Source organism: Photobacterium sp. 1_MG-2023 (assembly GCF_030547945.1).
GTDB lineage: Bacteria > Pseudomonadota > Gammaproteobacteria > Enterobacterales > Vibrionaceae > Photobacterium.
On record NZ_JAUORR010000002.1, the window covers coordinates 1 to 15,992 of the forward strand.

A 15,992-nucleotide genomic window follows, 5' to 3' on the forward strand; every position below is an offset into this window, starting at 1 on the left:
ATGGTTGAAAATCTGTACACAAATCGAGAAAGGTACACTCATTGGCTCCCTTGCTGCCATTCAATCGGCCTTGCCACCCTTGAAACGACAGCGGAAAACGGGATTACTCATTCCGTAAAGCAGCTCAGATCAGCCAGAATCCCCAACAAATCATGCCTTGCTCCACGCAACAATAGTCTCACTCGCCTTTAAATCAAGCGGGATAAAAGCAGCCTGATGATTGATTTAAAAATCAATTCAATTACGCTTCCCATAAGCTTCAAACAGTGTTTCCGTTGGGCCTCACGGAGTCTAAAACCTCCTGTTGTTTAATATGACTGTCCCAGTACGCATTACTCTAGTGCGACTGTCCAACTAAGAGGTTAACCTGACTGTCCCAATTGAATCACAAGCACCTGTTATCCCTTAATGTGACTGTCCGAATATGGAATATTATGGAATATGGAAGGTGGAAGGTGAAAAACAGCAATCTGTCTTCGGAACGAAAGACAGATGCCATACCAAAGATAATTAACCTGCAACGTCGTAGGTTTTTCGCCAGACTCTCACTTGCTTCACTTCTGAAGCATCACCAAAGAAAGTGAAAGCATATTTTCTCGCAGCTTCATTCGGCACGATAAATTCAATCTGCTGCCAGCTTGCCAGCGTGTGGGAAAAACCTTCTTTATCAATGGTCAGCAAAACGCCTTCCCCGCTCAGGCCGGTAATTTTCACCGGCTTTTGGTGGCGATTCTTAAAACTGAGTTCAACAACCGTTTGATTGGAATCGGTTTTGGGAGACACGCTCATCAAATCAATGTCGATATACGCCAGTGTCTCTTCTTCATTCGTTACAACAACCGAGCCATCCGAACTTTCTGTCGAACTTCTGCCTTCTTTGAACCCTTCCGTGACACCACTTGAGACTTCCTTGGTCAACTTTACCAGCCCCTTGGTCATATCAATGATCGTCTCTTTGACCTCGGCTTGTGCATTTGTTGCTGAGAGTCCGAGCAGGATCATGAATGCTATTTTTTTCATTGTGCTTTACCCCTTGAAGGCCAACTGACATACATCATTTTTCACTCAACCAGTACCAGAGCGCCGCCGAAGCAACGATGACAAATACCAGTCCTGAATATCCCATGGCAGAATGCGACAGATCTACATCGATAATGAAACTAAGATCGAATCATAAATCGGTCCTTTTGCCCAAGGATTCCTATCAGGAATATCCTTGTCAGATACAGAGAAGCACACATGAAAATGTAGAAGCCGCCAATAAAAATCATTTATGAACATTGTATTTTTATAATATGCAAATCTAATTTTTACTAAAAATGTTGACTGGTTTTTATAAAAAACAACCATCAAACCTTGTCATAACATTGTCAAATATAAAATTAAATGTATAATCAGCGCGCTTTTTATCGCTTTTATTAATTGGATATATCATGCAAGTATTGAAAACTCTGATTGTTGCGAGTGCAGCACTGACTGCTGTAGGTTGTTCTACCATTCTGACCGATGAAAACCAGCGTATTAACGTTGTTTCTTCTTCTGATCAGAAATTCACCGTAGAAGTTGATGGCATCGAGCAAACTGCACCGGGCATCATCACTGTGAAAAAAGAAAACAAAAACAAAACTCTGAAAGTCACTTCTGCTAAGTGTGAACAACAAATCGCACTGAACAAAGAAGTAGAACCAACTTTCTTCGTCAACATTCTGTCTGGCGGTGCTTTCGGTTCAACGACCGACTTCGCTTCTGAAAAAATGTGGCGTTACCAGGACACCCTGCAAATCAACTGTAACTAAGTTTTAGTATCCATGCAGTTTGATACACAACTGATGTTGAGAAGCCTCTTGGGGGCTTCTTTTTTTTGGTTCTCCGGCATCCAGCCGACACTGGCCGGTTCAGCGGTGTCCTCCGGTATAATCAGTGGTAACACGGCTGCCATTGCCCAGTTTTCCGCACTGCTCCATGTGAGTGACCATTCACTGAACATTCAAGACGACGATTTTTATTTCTCGTCGGATCCAACAAACATTCAGGCTGAGATTGAAGCCAATTTAGCGCAACTGACCAACCCTGAACATACTCAGGATTACGTCTGCCGATTTCCGGCCAGAGCCCAATGGCTGTCTGAACACAATACACACGTTTCGCCGCCTGACTTTTCCCGCTGCCCGGATCTGCAGGTATTTTTAGACGCTGTTTCCGCAAAAAATATCAGCCTGACCTATGCTTCAGAAAATCTGATGAGCCCGAGCAGTTTCATGGGCCACACATTTCTCAAACTCAGCGATAATGAAAACGATCCCGGCCATGCTGTTTCTTTTTTTACCGAAGTCGATGGATTCAACTTACCCAAAATCATGTTCGATTCTCTGGTCGTCGGCAAAGAAGGCTACTTTATTGTCTCGCCCTACCGGGAAAGCCTGAGTTTTTATAAAAATATCGAAGGCAGAAACGTTTTTGAATATCAGCTGGCAATATCAGAGAAAAACAAACAGCTGATCCAATTACACTTATGGGAATTAAAAGACACCCAAATTGATTATTTTTTCCACAACCAAAATTGCGCCTCCATTACGCTGAATATACTGGCGATTGCCCATCCGGATTTGATGGAACACCGCCGGGACTGGCTGAGTCCGTTAGATATGATCCAACTCGCCCAGCAGCATCACATGATTCAGCACACCAGCATTACCCCTTCAACGGGCTGGAAATTACGGGCCTATGGTGCATCTCAACAAGATGAAACCAAACAGTCGCTGCTCACGCAGCTTAGTGCCGGTCATCTGGAAACCCGCTTCAACGCCCCCCAGATTCCTGCTGGCGAGCAATTCCTGACCTGGGAGTTCGCGCAGGCCATGAACCAGTATTTGCTGGAAAATGAAGACATCTCCCCGGAGATCTTTGCCGAAAACACCGCAAAGCTGACAGCCTATGACACAGAATTTGCATCGTACGCTGTTGATTTGAGTGAATTCAAAAATCCCATCAACCGGAACAAAGATGCACAATGGCACCTCGGCACCCGATGGTCTAGCACGGGCGAACCGCATCTCACCGCAACCTGGCTGCCAGCTTCACATACGCTGACGGATGATAACCGCAATGCATTCAGCGAATCCTCACTGGAACTGATGAAAATTTCGGTCAGTGCGGATCAAAACAGTTTCAATCTCGACAACTTCACCCTGTACGGCATCCAGAGCTATCTGCCTTATGATCCGCTGTTTGGCGGGCTGTCCGGCAAGTTTTCGATTCAGTGGGATCGCGGCACGGATTTTACTGAGCGGGAGAACAAACGATTCTTTTTCTCTGGTGGCTTGGGGCTGAGTTATCCCATCAATCACGCCATGTTGGCTTACGCCACTACTGATACTGAACTGTCATTCAATACAGACATCGCCTGGGGTGCAATCGGTGTCGATATTGGCCTCATCAGCTATTTCCGGCATGACGTGAAAATGAACCTGTCGGCGAACACCGTCTGGAACCAGTACGCCAGCAGCAATTTCAGACATCAGTCTGCCGTCACACTGTCCTATCTGGGGTTTGCAGACAGTGCCGTCGATCTGCAGGCGCAATACAGTGAAATGGATGGACTTCGTGAAGGCCAGCTCCGGGCGTTTTATCGGCATTATTACTGATCAGTTTGATTGAATGGATCATCAATCGACCATCATTGATACCATGCGAAAAATTAATACCAAGGCTTATTTCGGCGATGCAACCCGCCCCGATCTGCTCCATACCGCAGGGATTGAACAAGCCGCCATGGTCGTGGTTGCCATGGATAACCCGGAAAGCAGCATCATGCTGGTCAGACACATCAAACAAAGCTATCCGCAAGTAAAAGTACTTGCCCGGGCCTATGACCGGGGCCACAGTTACCGGCTTCGTCAGGCAGGTGCTGATGTGATTGAATCTGAAACCTATCATTCAGCACTGGAAATCGGTGCCGCAGCCCTGCGGGAACTGGGTTATCCACCCCGCCTGGCCCAGCAGCAGAAAACCGCCTACAAGCGGGTTGATGACGAACTGTCATCCAGTCTGTATGAAGCCTGGCTGGGAGAATCCAGAGAAGGCGAGCGATTCGACAATAACTACCTCAAACTCTTTATGCAGTTTGAAGACCGTATCCATGAAGAAATGGCATTTGAGCGTTCGAATCATGATCAGCCAAAGTCGTAATGCTCCGCTTAACCTGTCGTTGAACCCAAGTTTCTGCATCTCCCAAAGATGCAGAAGCGACCATTCATGCTGAATTAAGCGGTGATGTGTCTGTTGAAAAAACCTGAAATTTCACGCGACCAATCGGATGGATTTTCAAGCTGAACGGCATGACCACTACCGACTTCACAATACTCACAGTCTTTTATTCTGCTCGCAACGACCTGTACCATATGTAAAGGAATCAGCGTATCGTATGCCATTCCAATCACCAGCGTTCTCGCATGAATCTTTTCCAGATAATGACGAATATCAACATTCAGTCCTAACTCGATTCTGATGGGGGTATTGGGTGGGCTTTCACGCTTGCAGATTTTCTCAATCATTTCTTCTCCCATGCCTGAGAGAAAACCAGGACTCAGAACATGACTCAGTCCAAAGGATGTAGACAACTGAGTATCCGATTCTTCTAACGCCTTCCATGTCCGAAACATCAATTGATGTCTCGGATCACCAGAGTCACACCATGGCGCACTCAGAATCAGTCGGTTCACATATGCCGGATAGCTGCCCGCAAGCGCCGCCGCGACGACTGCACCAAGGGAATGTCCAACCAGATCAACTTTATCGACTTCACAGCTTTCTAATATTGCGACCACTTGATCGACTAACGTTTCAATCGAAATCCCATCACAAGGAAGCGTCGAATCTCCACAGCCAGCATAATCCGGAATGATGACTTTTCGGTTCAGACTGAACTCAGGGTGAATGCGCCCAAAACTGGACTCGCCGTCGCTGTTTGTACCGTGTAAGAAAACCAGAGGCGGCAAAGTGTCTTCTCTCGTGTCGTCGGGAATATAGATTTGATACGAAACGGTTGAATGAGATAACTTGACTGTTCGTTTCATAATTCTTCCTGATATATCGATTTCATTAGCACATCCGTTTCAATCTGGCCGCACTATAAAAATATTTCGCCTCAGGTTCAATAGCCTTAAAAACAATTAGTTATCTATCAATAGACTTTGTCTTGCTCACCAGACAGTCATCAGCCTGGAAACTGGTTTCATTGCACCAACCAAGCATTTTTCTGACCGTTTACCCGATTCAAATAAACAGGCATAGTCTGACACTCTGGCATCAATCATCTGAAAGAAGGGTCCATGACACTACCGCCACGCTCAATCTTAGATTTAGCGCCTGTTGTTGAAGGCGCCGATTTCTCGACTACTTATGCGCGCTCCCTCTCGTTAGCGCAACATGCCGAACAATGGGGTTACAAGCGATTCTGGCTGGCGGAACACCACAATATGCCGGATATCGCCAGTGCTGCGACATCAGTGTTGATCAGCCATATCGGGGCACAAACGTCCTCGATTCGTCTGGGATCTGGCGGGATCATGCTGCCCAACCATGCGCCGCTGGTGATTGCCGAGCAATTCGGCACGCTGGAAGCGCTGTATCCGGGGCGGATTGATCTGGGACTGGGCCGTGCGCCGGGCACCGACTACCCGACCATGCATGCGCTGCGACGGGATCCGGAACGCATGGATCCGAATTTTGATGAGCTGTTGGAAGAACTGGCATTCTTCATGGGGCCAGTTTCTCCGCATCAGCCCGTCAAAGCCTATCCGGGCAACAATTCAGCGGTTCCTATCTGGCTGCTGGGCTCAAGTACCTACAGTGCCCGGCTGGCCGGGATCAAAGGTTTGCCGTTCGCTTTCGCATCCCACTTCGCGCCGGATGCCATGATGCGCGCTATTCAAATCTATCGTGAACATTTCCAGCCTTCTGAGCAGTTGGCAAAACCCTATGTGATGATCGGTGTGAACATCATTGTGGCTGAAACCAATGAGGAAGCGCAATATCTGGGCACCACGGAAAAGCAGAAGTTTCTCAATATGATCCGCGGCGTTCAGGGTAAAATCCCGCCACCGGTCTGGAGCATGGAATCGGTATGGCTACCCCATGAAAAGTACCAGATCGAGAAACAGCTGCGGGAATCCATTCATGGTGATCAGGACACTGTCAGAACCCGATTGGCGGAGCTGACAGAAAGGACGCAGGCCGATGAGATTATGGCCAATGCCCTGATCTTTGATCAGGAGAAAAAGCTGCGCTCCTATGAGTTGCTGGCAGCGCTGTAATCATGACCGGGAGTCGTGGCACTCCCGGTTTTTTTATACCGCCTGCGTCGCTTTTCTGAAGACCGGCAATCTTGGCAACAGCAGCCCCAGAATCACAATCACGATACCGGCAAGCTGAAGCAGGGTGACCGATTGCCCCATCAGGAAGGCCGTCAGCACCGCAAAAACCGGTACGAAATTAAAGAAAAGAGCGGCTGTCTGCGACCCCAGTTCCCGGACACCATTCAGCCACAACAGATATCCTGCCACCGTGCCAAAGACACCAATATAAACCACTTCAGTCATGCCGATGGCAGAACTACTGAACAGCTCTGCAAACGGGTGGACTTCCGGCGTGGCCAGACACATCAGCCCAATCACAGTCGCACCACTGAGCATGCCGACAAACGTGTATGGGATAACCGGCATCCAGCGGCTAATGCCCTGACTGCAGTAAGTGTAAAAACTCCAGGCAAACATGCCGCAGAAAATCATTTTATCGCCCTGATTGAATTGCATGTTGAGCAACGCGTCCAAGTGCCCGTTGGTGATCACCACCAGCACGCCCGATAAACTGACCACCAAACTGAGGCATTGCAGCCTGGTCGGCAAAGTACGCATCGCGACACAGGCAATGAGTGCAGTCGTCAGCGGGCTGAGCGCCATGATCAGCGAACCATTGGTTGCCGCCGTATATTCCAGCCCGGTAAAGAGTCCGAGGTTCAGGCCGCCGACCCCCACTGCGCTGACCGCAACAACCCAAATCCATTGCCTGACAGTTAACACAAACCGCTCCGCCCCCATGATCAGAATATAGAGCGCCAGACAGGCCGCTGCGATGGTAAAACGCCAGAAGACCAGTGTAAGTGCATGTACTTCATTCAGAGCATGTTTGCCAATCGGAAAGCAACTGCCCCAAAAGAAGGTACATAAAATGAGCAGAGCCACAGCTTTCAGTGGTGAAGATGAATCCATCAGAACTCCAGATGACTTGTCAGAAGATAACCGCTAGTCTATTGGTTTCAATATCTGAATAAACAAGCAATTTCAGAACGGTAGATACCAAAAATGAAATCTAACTATTCCCTGGACGATCTGCGCTGCTTTTGTACCGTTGCCCGGATGGGCAGCTTTAAAACCGCTGCAGAGCAGTTAGGCATGCCACTGTCCACGCTCAGCCGACGCATCCGCCAGCTGGAAACGGATCTTCAATTGCGGCTACTGAACCGCGACGCCCACCGTGTGTCGCTCACCCATACCGGCCAGCAGTATTTTGAGCGCTCCGGCGCGCTGTTCGATGAATTAAGCGACATCGGGGAAGACTTGCACCGGGATAAGCATGAACCCCAAGGGAAAATCCGGATCAGTGCACCCATCAATGCAGGCTCCCAGTTTTTACGGACCATCTTTTTTGACTTCCTGCAGCAATATCCGGATATCCAGCTCGACCTGCAATTTTCCAATACCCTGATCGATATTGAAGCACAGGCAATGGATGTTGTGTTCCGGGTTGGCAGCCCTGTGGTGGAAAACTGGATTGCACGCCCGCTGAAAGACATCCATTTTATTGTCTGCGGACACCCGGATGATCCGGTTCAGGCCATCACGCATCCAGAGATGCTGAGCGAACATCCGTCGATTGTCTGCCACCCGATGTCAACCTGGCAATTGGTCCATCCGAAAAGCGGTCTGGAATATGACCACCAGCCCGCCAAAGGGTTACGGCTGGAAGTCGATGAAATCCGGATGCTGACCCATGCCATTCAGTCGGGCCTGGGGATTGGTTACATCCCGGATTATTTTGCCGTGCCCATGATTAAACAGGGTGAGCTCAGCCGTGTCCTGCCCGACTGGCAAAGTCAACCCAGAACGCTGTTCATGCTCTATCGCGATCGGGATCATCTGCCCATGCGGGTCCGGCTTTTTGTGGCATTTGTGATGGAAAGATTTGCGGCTATGTCCGACAGTAAATAGAAATCTGGCCACACACCGCCTCATGGCGAAGCCGTGTGCGGCCTGTTCTCTGCCGGGTCAGAAGATCATGTTTTGGACGCCCGTGGCTTCCTGGAAATCACTCAGACATGGCACCTGTTGCCCGATCATTTCCTCCGGGCAATCCGCTCTGGATTCCGTCCGTGGCCACAAGGGCTGTCCCGTCTGCTCCGACAAGGGCTGTCCCGTCTGCTCCGGGCTGTCAGATTCCGACAGCCGTGCTAAGGCTGTCGTATCAAAGAGCTGGGTCCAGACGTCCTCTTCCTGCGTTTGCACCACCTGAGTCACTTGGAACAGCCGCTCAGGAGACAGGGCACACTGAACCGCCGTGGTCAGGCTGACCACACTGCACAGCATGATGCCCATCAGGGGTTCCTGCCAGTCATTCATCCGATCGCCTCTTGAACCGTTTTCTGAACAGATTCCTGAACTGTTGCCACTTCGGTGGACTCGGTGGCTGTGTCAGACCGTGTCTGTCCCCGCTTCGCCGAAATACCACCCCGAAGGCGGTCTCCAAATCGGTTTAAAGTCATCATCAGGCAATCCTCTCTGACGTTGCTGGGCTGAAATCGAAAAATGCAATATCGTGACCGAACCACTGCACCGGGTTCGGATTTCACCTTGTCATTCTATGTTCCATTCAGCATATTGATATTGTCGAAAGCTCGGAGATGATTGCCTATTTCTACAAAACAAGAAATTCTCCCATTGAATCAAGGCGCTTTCACGCTCAGGTTCACACACAAGAAATGATGACCAACTCCCCCTTCCGACAAGCACCTTGCCTGTTTCTACACAATCCTTGCCTATTCCTCCGAACGGTATCTTTCCATAAAACGCTGACCGAAAGCTTGCCTTATACTCTATTGTCGCATGAGGGATAAACAAAGTGAGCGACGGCATGACAGCGATCCAAGAAGAATTAATCCATCTGGTGAATCGGCATATTGATGGGCCGGGACTGACCGACACAGTCCTGCCGGAATTGAAGCTGATGCACAGCACCGAAAACAGTGCCTGCTCCCCGACGATTTACAGTCCGATGTTGTGCTTACTGGTGCAGGGTGAGAAACGCATTACGGCTGGCGCACGTGAACTGATGCTGAACGCCGGGGATTTTTTGCTGGTGCCTGTGATGATGCCAGTGGTCGGCGAAATTCTGCGAGCCTCTGAAGAACAGCCTTACATTGGCATCAGCATTGCGCTGGATCTCAAAGAACTGACCGATTTGCTGATTGCAATGAAAGAGCAGCCTGAGGCCATCATCAAATGTCCCTACTGCATCAGAACCGTGGCTTCTGATGAAGACATGCTGTTGGTGTTCAAACGCTTTCTGAGCCTGCTCGACCATCCGGAAGACATTGCGATTATGCTGCCACTGCTCAAACGGGAGCTCATGTATCGGCTGCTCAAAAGCCCGGCAGGCGTACAGCTTCGCCAGTTCCTGCTTCGGGACACGCAGGCCAACCGCATCAGCAAAGTTGTTGAAATGATTCAGCAGCGATACCGGGAACCCATCCGGGTGCAGGAGCTGGCCGATATGGTGCACATGAGCCAGTCTTCCCTGTTCAACGCCTTCAAAGCGGTAACATCCATGACGCCGTTGCAGTTTCAGAAACAGCTTCGCCTCAATGAAGCCCGCCGGATCATGCTGCAAGACGGCCTTGATGCTTCCGCCGCCAGCTATCGGGTCGGCTATGAAAGCCCGTCCCACTTCAACCGGGAATACAGCCGCCTGTTTGGCATCCCGCCCATGACAGACATCAGCCGCCTGCGAGGTCACAAGCCGCAGATGGAAGACTGGATTTAATCCAAGCGCCTGACCGGAGCAATTCAGACAAACTGATTGTTCCGGTCTCTCACCGCCTTATCTTCCACTCTCCAACCTCTGAGTCACAACCTGCGCTATCCGGACTTATGATTCGGGCAGAATCAGTTTTCAATCAACACGTATCCTTTGAAAGTCACACACTCACCACGCCCCATAGACAAAGGACACATCAGCCATAAAATACTTACAAATCAGAACAACACCCAATAAATCCTCAATATATACAGGCATATAGACTAAATTTTTCTTGTCTGTACAGATCACAAACTAAACATATCGATCTACATCATTATATGAAACAAATATATTATGAGTGCGTTTGATTATGATTTTAATTCTTATTTGAGGTAAAACGGTGTCTGAGCAATTATTTAAAATCGAGATATCGCCCAGCACGCTATCAATTATCACGACATACCAGTGCACAGCTGCTTGTGCTGATTGCTGTTTCGAATGCAGTCCTTCCATCACAAAATCATTAAGTTACGCTGAGATGAGTCAGTTTATTGATGATGCGATTCAGGAGCATCCTTCTATTCGTCTCGTCGTTTTTACTGGCGGCGAATGCTTCATGCTGAAGGACAAGCTCTTGTCATTAATTGCCAAGTGCACTCAACTTGGGCTAGCAACTCACTGTGTGACCAACGGCTACTGGGCGAAACGACCAGAGAAAGCCATGGAGTATGCACAAAAACTGAATCAGGCCGGTGTAAATGAGATCAATCTGAGTACTGGCCTTGATCACCAGCAGTGGGTTTCAGAAAACACCATTATGAATGCGGTCACAGCGCTCGTGAGTCAATCTATTTTCACCTTAGTGACACTGGAAACCGATACTCAAACATCGGATTGCTTTGAGTCTTTTCACACCAACCCGAAAATTAAACAATTGCAGGGAAACAATTTATTTGAACTCAGAGTGAACTCATGGATGAATTTTCATGAGACAAGCGAAGTACGCGCGCTTGTCACTCAGGTCATTGGACTCGAAAAAGGTTGCGATAATTTATTTGATGTCATGGTTGCAACGCCCGATAAATAAATTACAGCCTGTTGCGGATTAACTGTCTCTCATATTCACGAAATGAAGTTATCACACATTCAGGACATCGGCAGTTACAAACGAGAACAGGAACATGATTTTTAAAACTCTGGATCAAAATTGATGGTCCTTACAACATTCTGAAAAAACTAATAGGAGATCGTCATGAACGCTTAGATAAAATCACACATCCATGTCAGGCTTGCGAAATAATCCATAATGAGCCAGACATGAGAGAACGACTCATCGAAATATACCCCGACAATATTGTTCGTGTATTAAATACTTATAACCTAATAAAAGTGACCCAAGAATATTTATGAAAAAAGCAAATAAGTTTACAACCTATGGTGTTATAGGAACTTTGGCGATCCCGTCTATTCCAGTCTCTGCTTTAAATTCAGAACCTGATTCAGAAAGAATTTTCGGCAAGCCGAGAAGTATCTTATCCGCGACTGAAAATGGTCATCTTACTCCCAGACTCAAAATTGAGCTGAGAAAGTCTCATCTTCCTCAAGCAGTCTGGGCTGACAAATGAAGAAATCTGAATCAAGAGCAGCAATTGATGCGGCCCTCAACCTTGGTTTAATCACCATCCCAGAGGGTGAATATGATCAAGTCATGGCAGCTATGAATCGGATTATACAAAAGCAATATGAGGTATTACAATGACCTACCCTATTGATGCCAATATATCTACAATTTTCATTCTCAGTGTTATTTTTATTGGGGGAGCAATTTTAAGCCTGACACCCGGATTAAACTGGATCACAATCTCTGTGGCCATCTTGATACTGGCATTTTATGCTATTTCAATGCTGCAAATTCTGACATCTAAAGTTGAGATTCAAGATAATCAACTTTATGTCGGCGGTAAAATCTGGAAATACCAAACGCTGCTCGAAAACATTGGGTCCATTGAAAGCCAGGAAAATTACAATTCAAACATTTCCATTCGTTATAGAGCCAATGGTATCAGTTTATTTGGATACAATGTGGGAAGCTTCAGAAGTAAAAACGGCGAAAAAGTTTTTATGATGACTAATAAAAAACCTTATGCTGTTGTCTCCCTGAAAGAAGGAAAATATAAATACATCATTATTTCTGCTGATGCCGAAAATTTAAAACGCTTAAAATCATTATCGTTTTAAAACACAACTCTATTGTTGACAAAGACAGTGGCAGATAAAACTGCCATTTTTAAAACGATCGAAGTTGTGATTCAGCCCGCTCCTGACATACAGAACTCCTTCAAAAACAGACAAGTGATCCCTGAAAAAAGACAGCAACAACAAATGGCAGCCTCGGCTGCCATTTTTTGTATTCATCCGCTGTATTACGGCCGCTGCTTGAGTGCTGCGTCAATATCTGCCGCACTGTGGCGCTCTTCAATCGCTTCCCAGGCTTCACCAGAAGTTTTGTTCACGATGCGGCCCCGCTGGACGGCCGGGCGCTCATAAATCATTTTTGCCCAGCGTTGCAGGTGCTGATAACTGCCGGCATCCAGAAACTCAGCGGCATTATAAGCCAGTCCCAGAACCAGATTGCCGTACCACGGCCAAATGGCGATATCCGCAATACTGAAGGTTTCACCCGCAATATAGGTATTTTCTGCCAGTTGTTTGTCGAGCAAATCGAGCTGACGTTTCGCTTCCATGGTAAAGCGATTAATAGGATATTCGAACTTTTCCGGTGCATAGGCATAGAAGTGGCCAAAACCACCGCCCAGATAAGGGGCGGAACCTTGCAGCCAGAACAGCCAGTTCAGCACTTGCGTGCGGGCTGCATGATCCTGAGGCAGTAGCTGACCGAACTTCTCCGCCAGATACAGCAGAATCGAACCCGACTCAAAGACATTCACCGGCGTACTGCCCGAGCGATCCACCAGCGCCGGAATCTTAGAGTTTGGATTCACCGCCACAAAACCAGATGAAAACTGATCGCCATCACCAATTCTGATCAAATGGGCATCGTATTCAGCACCCGATTCTCCCAGCGCCAGCAACTCTTCCAGCATGATGGTGATTTTCTGGCCATTGGGCGTCCCCATGGAATAGAGCTGCAATGGATGCTCCCCGATCGGCAGTTCCCGGTCAAAACGTGCACCGGCTTCCGGGCGGTTGATACTGGCCCACTCGCCGCCGTTTTCTGCATCCATTGTCCAGACTTTCGGGGGTACGTATGCGTTCGACATCTCTTTCACCTTTTGTGATATTCATCCTGATCAACAGGGCACCACTCTGACCGAAATCGCTGGTCAGAGCCACCCCGGCATTAGACCGTTTGGTGATAAAAAATTTTCATTCAGTCCAGGCCGTTGTATCGGCTGAACAGAGGGTTCATGGAGCCCTTACTCAAGCTCACACAAACCAACCTATTGATATCCCTGAAGTGAAGGAAAATCTATGCAAGCAAAGTTACAGGCGAATCTCGGCTCAAGCAGGGAAATATGAGTATCTGATCATCACGGCCAACGCTGAAACCAAGCCTTTACTGAATGCCATCTCGCCGAAAGGATGAGCACGCAAGATGTACCACTGTGTTCTGCAGTCATCTGCTGACTCACTGAGTCTGCTCTGAACGGGCAGACTTGGGGTTACGCACCTCTGGATGATGCATTACCGGGTAACCCCCGAAACTTCTCGTTGGTTTCCTTCCCGATAAATAAAAAACCATCAAAGATTGTTATTTTTAACAAACAGGAATACCGCCATAAACGGCTCTGTGAAACAGAGACCGTTATTTGTAACGATTTAATCTGCAGAGAAAATAAAATCACAAAAACAGAATGCGCATGAGATATTATTGAGTGAAAACCCAAACAAAAACGAGTGATTTTATTTTCACAAAGAAAAACAAATCAAACTTAATTAAACGTTCAATTAAAAATAAAATCACAGAAATATTCATGTCAACCATAAACAGACCACATCACACATTCATTTCACCCCACCTTATTATTTGTGACGAATCTCACACCAAGAGACATTTCGGTCACGAAATTCTTTAATAAAAACAATACTATTGTCAGTGTATAAAAGGATAACCACTTTATTTTTCAGCCTTCAATGTCGATGTACCCTCTTATTTTCTGGAAAAACCATTAATATGAGTGTGGTTATTTTCGTCAGAGAAAGGTCGAATTAAGCATCCCATCAAGGAGGGACGTGATGTCATTTCACCGTCATATTAAACATATTGCCGCAATGTCATGTATTGCTGCTTCTGTCGGATTTTCCGCGCTTGCCAATGCCGATACCTGGCGATACGCGCACGAAGAATATGAAGGCGATGTTCAGGACGTGTATGCACATAAATTCAAAGATTATATTGAAGAGCATTCCGACCATACCCTGAAAATTTACCGCTTTGGTGAACTGGGTGAGTCAGACGATATTATGGAACAGACGCAGGCTGGCATTCTCCAGTTTGTGAACCAGTCGCCCGGCTTTACCGGTTCACTCATTCCTGAAGCACAAATTTTCTTTATCCCATATCTGATGCCAACGGACATGAAATCTGTCATCAGCTTCTTTAAAACCAGCAAAGCCGTGAATGAAAACTTCCCGGCGCTTTATGAAGAGCAGGGACTGGAATTGCTGAAGATGTACCCGGAAGGCGAAATGGTGATGACGGTCGACGAACCCATCACGACCCCGGAAGAACTGAAGGGCAAGAAGATCCGGGTCATGACCAACCCGCTGCTGTCATCCACCTACGAAGCCTTTGGCGCAACCCCGACCCCGTTACCTTGGGGTGAAGTGTACGGCGCACTGCAGACCAATATGATTCAGGGGCAGGAAAACCCAATCTTCTGGATCGAGTCCGGCGGCTTGTACGAGGTTTCACCAAACCTGATTTTCACCCGCCATGGCTGGTTCACCACAGCTTCAATGGCCAATAAGAAATTCTTCGACAAACTGTCGAAAGACGATCAGGCCATGGTGCGTCAGGCGTCTGAGTATGCCTTCCAGGAAACCATGAAGCACATTACCGGGTTAGCGGAGAAATCCCTGGAAAAAATTGAAGCTGCAAGTGACGATGTCACCGTCACCCGACTGACTCAGGCGCAAATAGACAAGTTCAAAGCCCGGGCCCCTCAGGTCGAAAAAACCTTCATTGAAATGACCGGAAAAGATGGTCAGGCACTGCTGGATCAGTTCAAAGCTGATCTGAAATCTGCACAACAATAATTCGTTGTACCGGGCACCGTTGCGTCAGACGGTGCCCGTTGACTGAGGAAAACACGATGTCCGATTCCGAATCTTTGGATTATCACTCGGAATTACCCGGCGTACTCGGCAAAGTCGATACACTCATCAGTAAAGCTGAAGCCGTCATGCTCGCAACCGGTGTGCTCCTGATGGCACTGAACACTTGTGTGAATGTCGTTGCCCGTTTCGGGTTTGGCCAAGGGCTTTTCTTCTCCGGTGAAATCAACCGGATTCTGATCATTCTGATTACCTTTGCCGGTATCGGCTATGCGGCGCGTCATGGCCGGCATATCCGCATGTCCGCTGTGTATGACATGCTGCCCTTTCAGGGCCGGAAAATTGTCATGATCCTGGTGTGCTTTATCACTGCCGCCATCATGTTTCTGCTCACCTACTTTGCTTACCTGTACATCGTTTCAGTTTATGAACGCGGGCGCATTCTCCCGGCTTTAGGCTTTGAGATCTGGTGGATTTACGTTTGGGTTCCGCTGGGCTTTGCCGTCACCGGTTTGCAATACCTGCTGACCGCTTACAAGAACCTCACCAGCAAAGATATTTATTTATCAACAGGCGTGCTGGACGGCTACGCCGACACAGAAAGTGAAGTATAAAAGGTATTC

The 15,992-nt window shown here is 47.7% G+C and carries 18 protein-coding genes; 12 read left to right on the forward strand and 6 right to left on the reverse strand.

What is annotated here, in order from left to right:
- Positions 1-510 precede the first annotated feature (510 nt).
- Complete coding sequence (locus Q4579_RS01740) at positions 511-1,020, reverse strand: hypothetical protein (protein WP_303561164.1); 510 nt, start codon at positions 1,018-1,020, stop codon at positions 511-513.
- Positions 1,021-1,433: 413 nt separating this feature from the next.
- Here Q4579_RS01740 and Q4579_RS01745 point away from each other — a divergent pair, with 413 nt between their 5' ends.
- The 3 genes from Q4579_RS01745 to Q4579_RS01755 are packed head-to-tail and all read left to right on the forward strand — an operon-like array spanning position 1,434 to position 4,188.
- A complete protein-coding gene (locus Q4579_RS01745) occupies positions 1,434-1,796 on the forward strand; it encodes an adenosine deaminase (RefSeq protein ID WP_303561165.1) in 363 nt (120 codons plus the stop codon).
- 12 nt (positions 1,797-1,808) lie between these two features.
- The gene (locus Q4579_RS01750; protein WP_303561166.1) at positions 1,809-3,644 is read left to right on the forward strand and encodes a DUF4105 domain-containing protein; all 1,836 of its coding nucleotides are present in this window, start codon (positions 1,809-1,811) and stop codon (positions 3,642-3,644) included.
- A gap of 13 nt (positions 3,645-3,657) precedes the next feature.
- The gene (locus Q4579_RS01755; RefSeq protein WP_368501949.1) at positions 3,658-4,188 is read left to right on the forward strand and encodes an NAD-binding protein; all 531 of its coding nucleotides are present in this window, start codon (positions 3,658-3,660) and stop codon (positions 4,186-4,188) included.
- A gap of 74 nt (positions 4,189-4,262) precedes the next feature.
- Here Q4579_RS01755 and Q4579_RS01760 read toward each other — a convergent pair whose 3' ends face one another.
- Positions 4,263-5,075 (reverse strand): alpha/beta fold hydrolase, encoded by an 813-nt coding sequence (locus Q4579_RS01760; protein WP_303561167.1) that lies wholly within the window; start codon positions 5,073-5,075, stop codon positions 4,263-4,265.
- A gap of 255 nt (positions 5,076-5,330) precedes the next feature.
- On the opposite strand from Q4579_RS01760, the gene Q4579_RS01765 reads away from it, so the two are divergent.
- Positions 5,331-6,314, forward strand: a complete 984-nt coding sequence (locus Q4579_RS01765) for an LLM class flavin-dependent oxidoreductase (protein ID WP_303561169.1) — start codon at positions 5,331-5,333, stop codon at positions 6,312-6,314.
- A gap of 33 nt (positions 6,315-6,347) precedes the next feature.
- Here the strand turns inward: Q4579_RS01765 and Q4579_RS01770 are convergent, their stop codons facing one another.
- Positions 6,348-7,268, reverse strand: a complete 921-nt coding sequence (locus Q4579_RS01770) for a DMT family transporter (RefSeq protein ID WP_303561171.1) — start codon at positions 7,266-7,268, stop codon at positions 6,348-6,350.
- A gap of 93 nt (positions 7,269-7,361) precedes the next feature.
- Between Q4579_RS01770 and Q4579_RS01775 the strand changes: the two genes are divergently transcribed.
- Entirely contained in the window at positions 7,362-8,267 is a 906-nt protein-coding gene (locus tag Q4579_RS01775; protein WP_303561173.1) for a LysR family transcriptional regulator, read from the forward strand.
- Positions 8,268-8,324: 57 nt separating this feature from the next.
- Here the strand turns inward: Q4579_RS01775 and Q4579_RS01780 are convergent, their stop codons facing one another.
- Entirely contained in the window at positions 8,325-8,675 is a 351-nt protein-coding gene (locus Q4579_RS01780) for a hypothetical protein (RefSeq protein ID WP_303561175.1), read from the reverse strand.
- A complete protein-coding gene (locus tag Q4579_RS01785) occupies positions 8,672-8,821 on the reverse strand; it encodes a hypothetical protein (protein WP_303561177.1) in 150 nt (49 codons plus the stop codon). The genes Q4579_RS01780 and Q4579_RS01785 overlap by 4 nt, the downstream gene beginning before the upstream one ends.
- A gap of 365 nt (positions 8,822-9,186) precedes the next feature.
- Between Q4579_RS01785 and Q4579_RS01790 the strand changes: the two genes are divergently transcribed.
- The 5 genes from Q4579_RS01790 to Q4579_RS01810 all read left to right on the forward strand — a co-directional run bounded on the left by Q4579_RS01790 (position 9,187) and on the right by Q4579_RS01810 (position 12,309).
- On the forward strand, positions 9,187-10,095 hold the full coding sequence (locus Q4579_RS01790) for an AraC family transcriptional regulator (protein WP_303561179.1): 909 nt from the start codon (positions 9,187-9,189) through the stop codon (positions 10,093-10,095).
- Positions 10,096-10,471: 376 nt separating this feature from the next.
- A complete protein-coding gene (locus Q4579_RS01795; RefSeq protein ID WP_303561181.1) occupies positions 10,472-11,158 on the forward strand; it encodes a radical SAM protein in 687 nt (228 codons plus the stop codon).
- Between the two features lie 319 nt (positions 11,159-11,477).
- Positions 11,478-11,696, forward strand: coding sequence for a hypothetical protein (locus tag Q4579_RS01800; protein ID WP_303561182.1), 219 nt, complete (start codon positions 11,478-11,480; stop codon positions 11,694-11,696).
- Positions 11,693-11,830: a hypothetical protein gene (locus Q4579_RS01805; RefSeq protein ID WP_303561183.1), complete on the forward strand. Its 138-nt coding sequence runs from the start codon at positions 11,693-11,695 to the stop codon at positions 11,828-11,830. The genes Q4579_RS01800 and Q4579_RS01805 overlap by 4 nt, the downstream gene beginning before the upstream one ends.
- Complete coding sequence (locus Q4579_RS01810; RefSeq protein ID WP_303561184.1) at positions 11,827-12,309, forward strand: PH domain-containing protein; 483 nt, start codon at positions 11,827-11,829, stop codon at positions 12,307-12,309. Before Q4579_RS01805 ends, Q4579_RS01810 begins: the two co-directional genes overlap by 4 nt.
- A gap of 185 nt (positions 12,310-12,494) precedes the next feature.
- Here the strand turns inward: Q4579_RS01810 and yghU are convergent, their stop codons facing one another.
- Entirely contained in the window at positions 12,495-13,352 is an 858-nt protein-coding gene (gene yghU, locus Q4579_RS01815; RefSeq protein WP_303561185.1) for a glutathione-dependent disulfide-bond oxidoreductase, read from the reverse strand.
- A gap of 976 nt (positions 13,353-14,328) precedes the next feature.
- On the opposite strand from yghU, the gene dctP reads away from it, so the two are divergent.
- Both dctP and Q4579_RS01825 read left to right on the forward strand, forming a co-directional pair.
- The gene (dctP, locus tag Q4579_RS01820; RefSeq protein WP_303561186.1) at positions 14,329-15,351 is read left to right on the forward strand and encodes a TRAP transporter substrate-binding protein DctP; all 1,023 of its coding nucleotides are present in this window, start codon (positions 14,329-14,331) and stop codon (positions 15,349-15,351) included.
- A gap of 56 nt (positions 15,352-15,407) precedes the next feature.
- Entirely contained in the window at positions 15,408-15,983 is a 576-nt protein-coding gene (locus Q4579_RS01825) for a TRAP transporter small permease (RefSeq protein WP_303561188.1), read from the forward strand.
- Positions 15,984-15,992 lie beyond the last annotated feature (9 nt).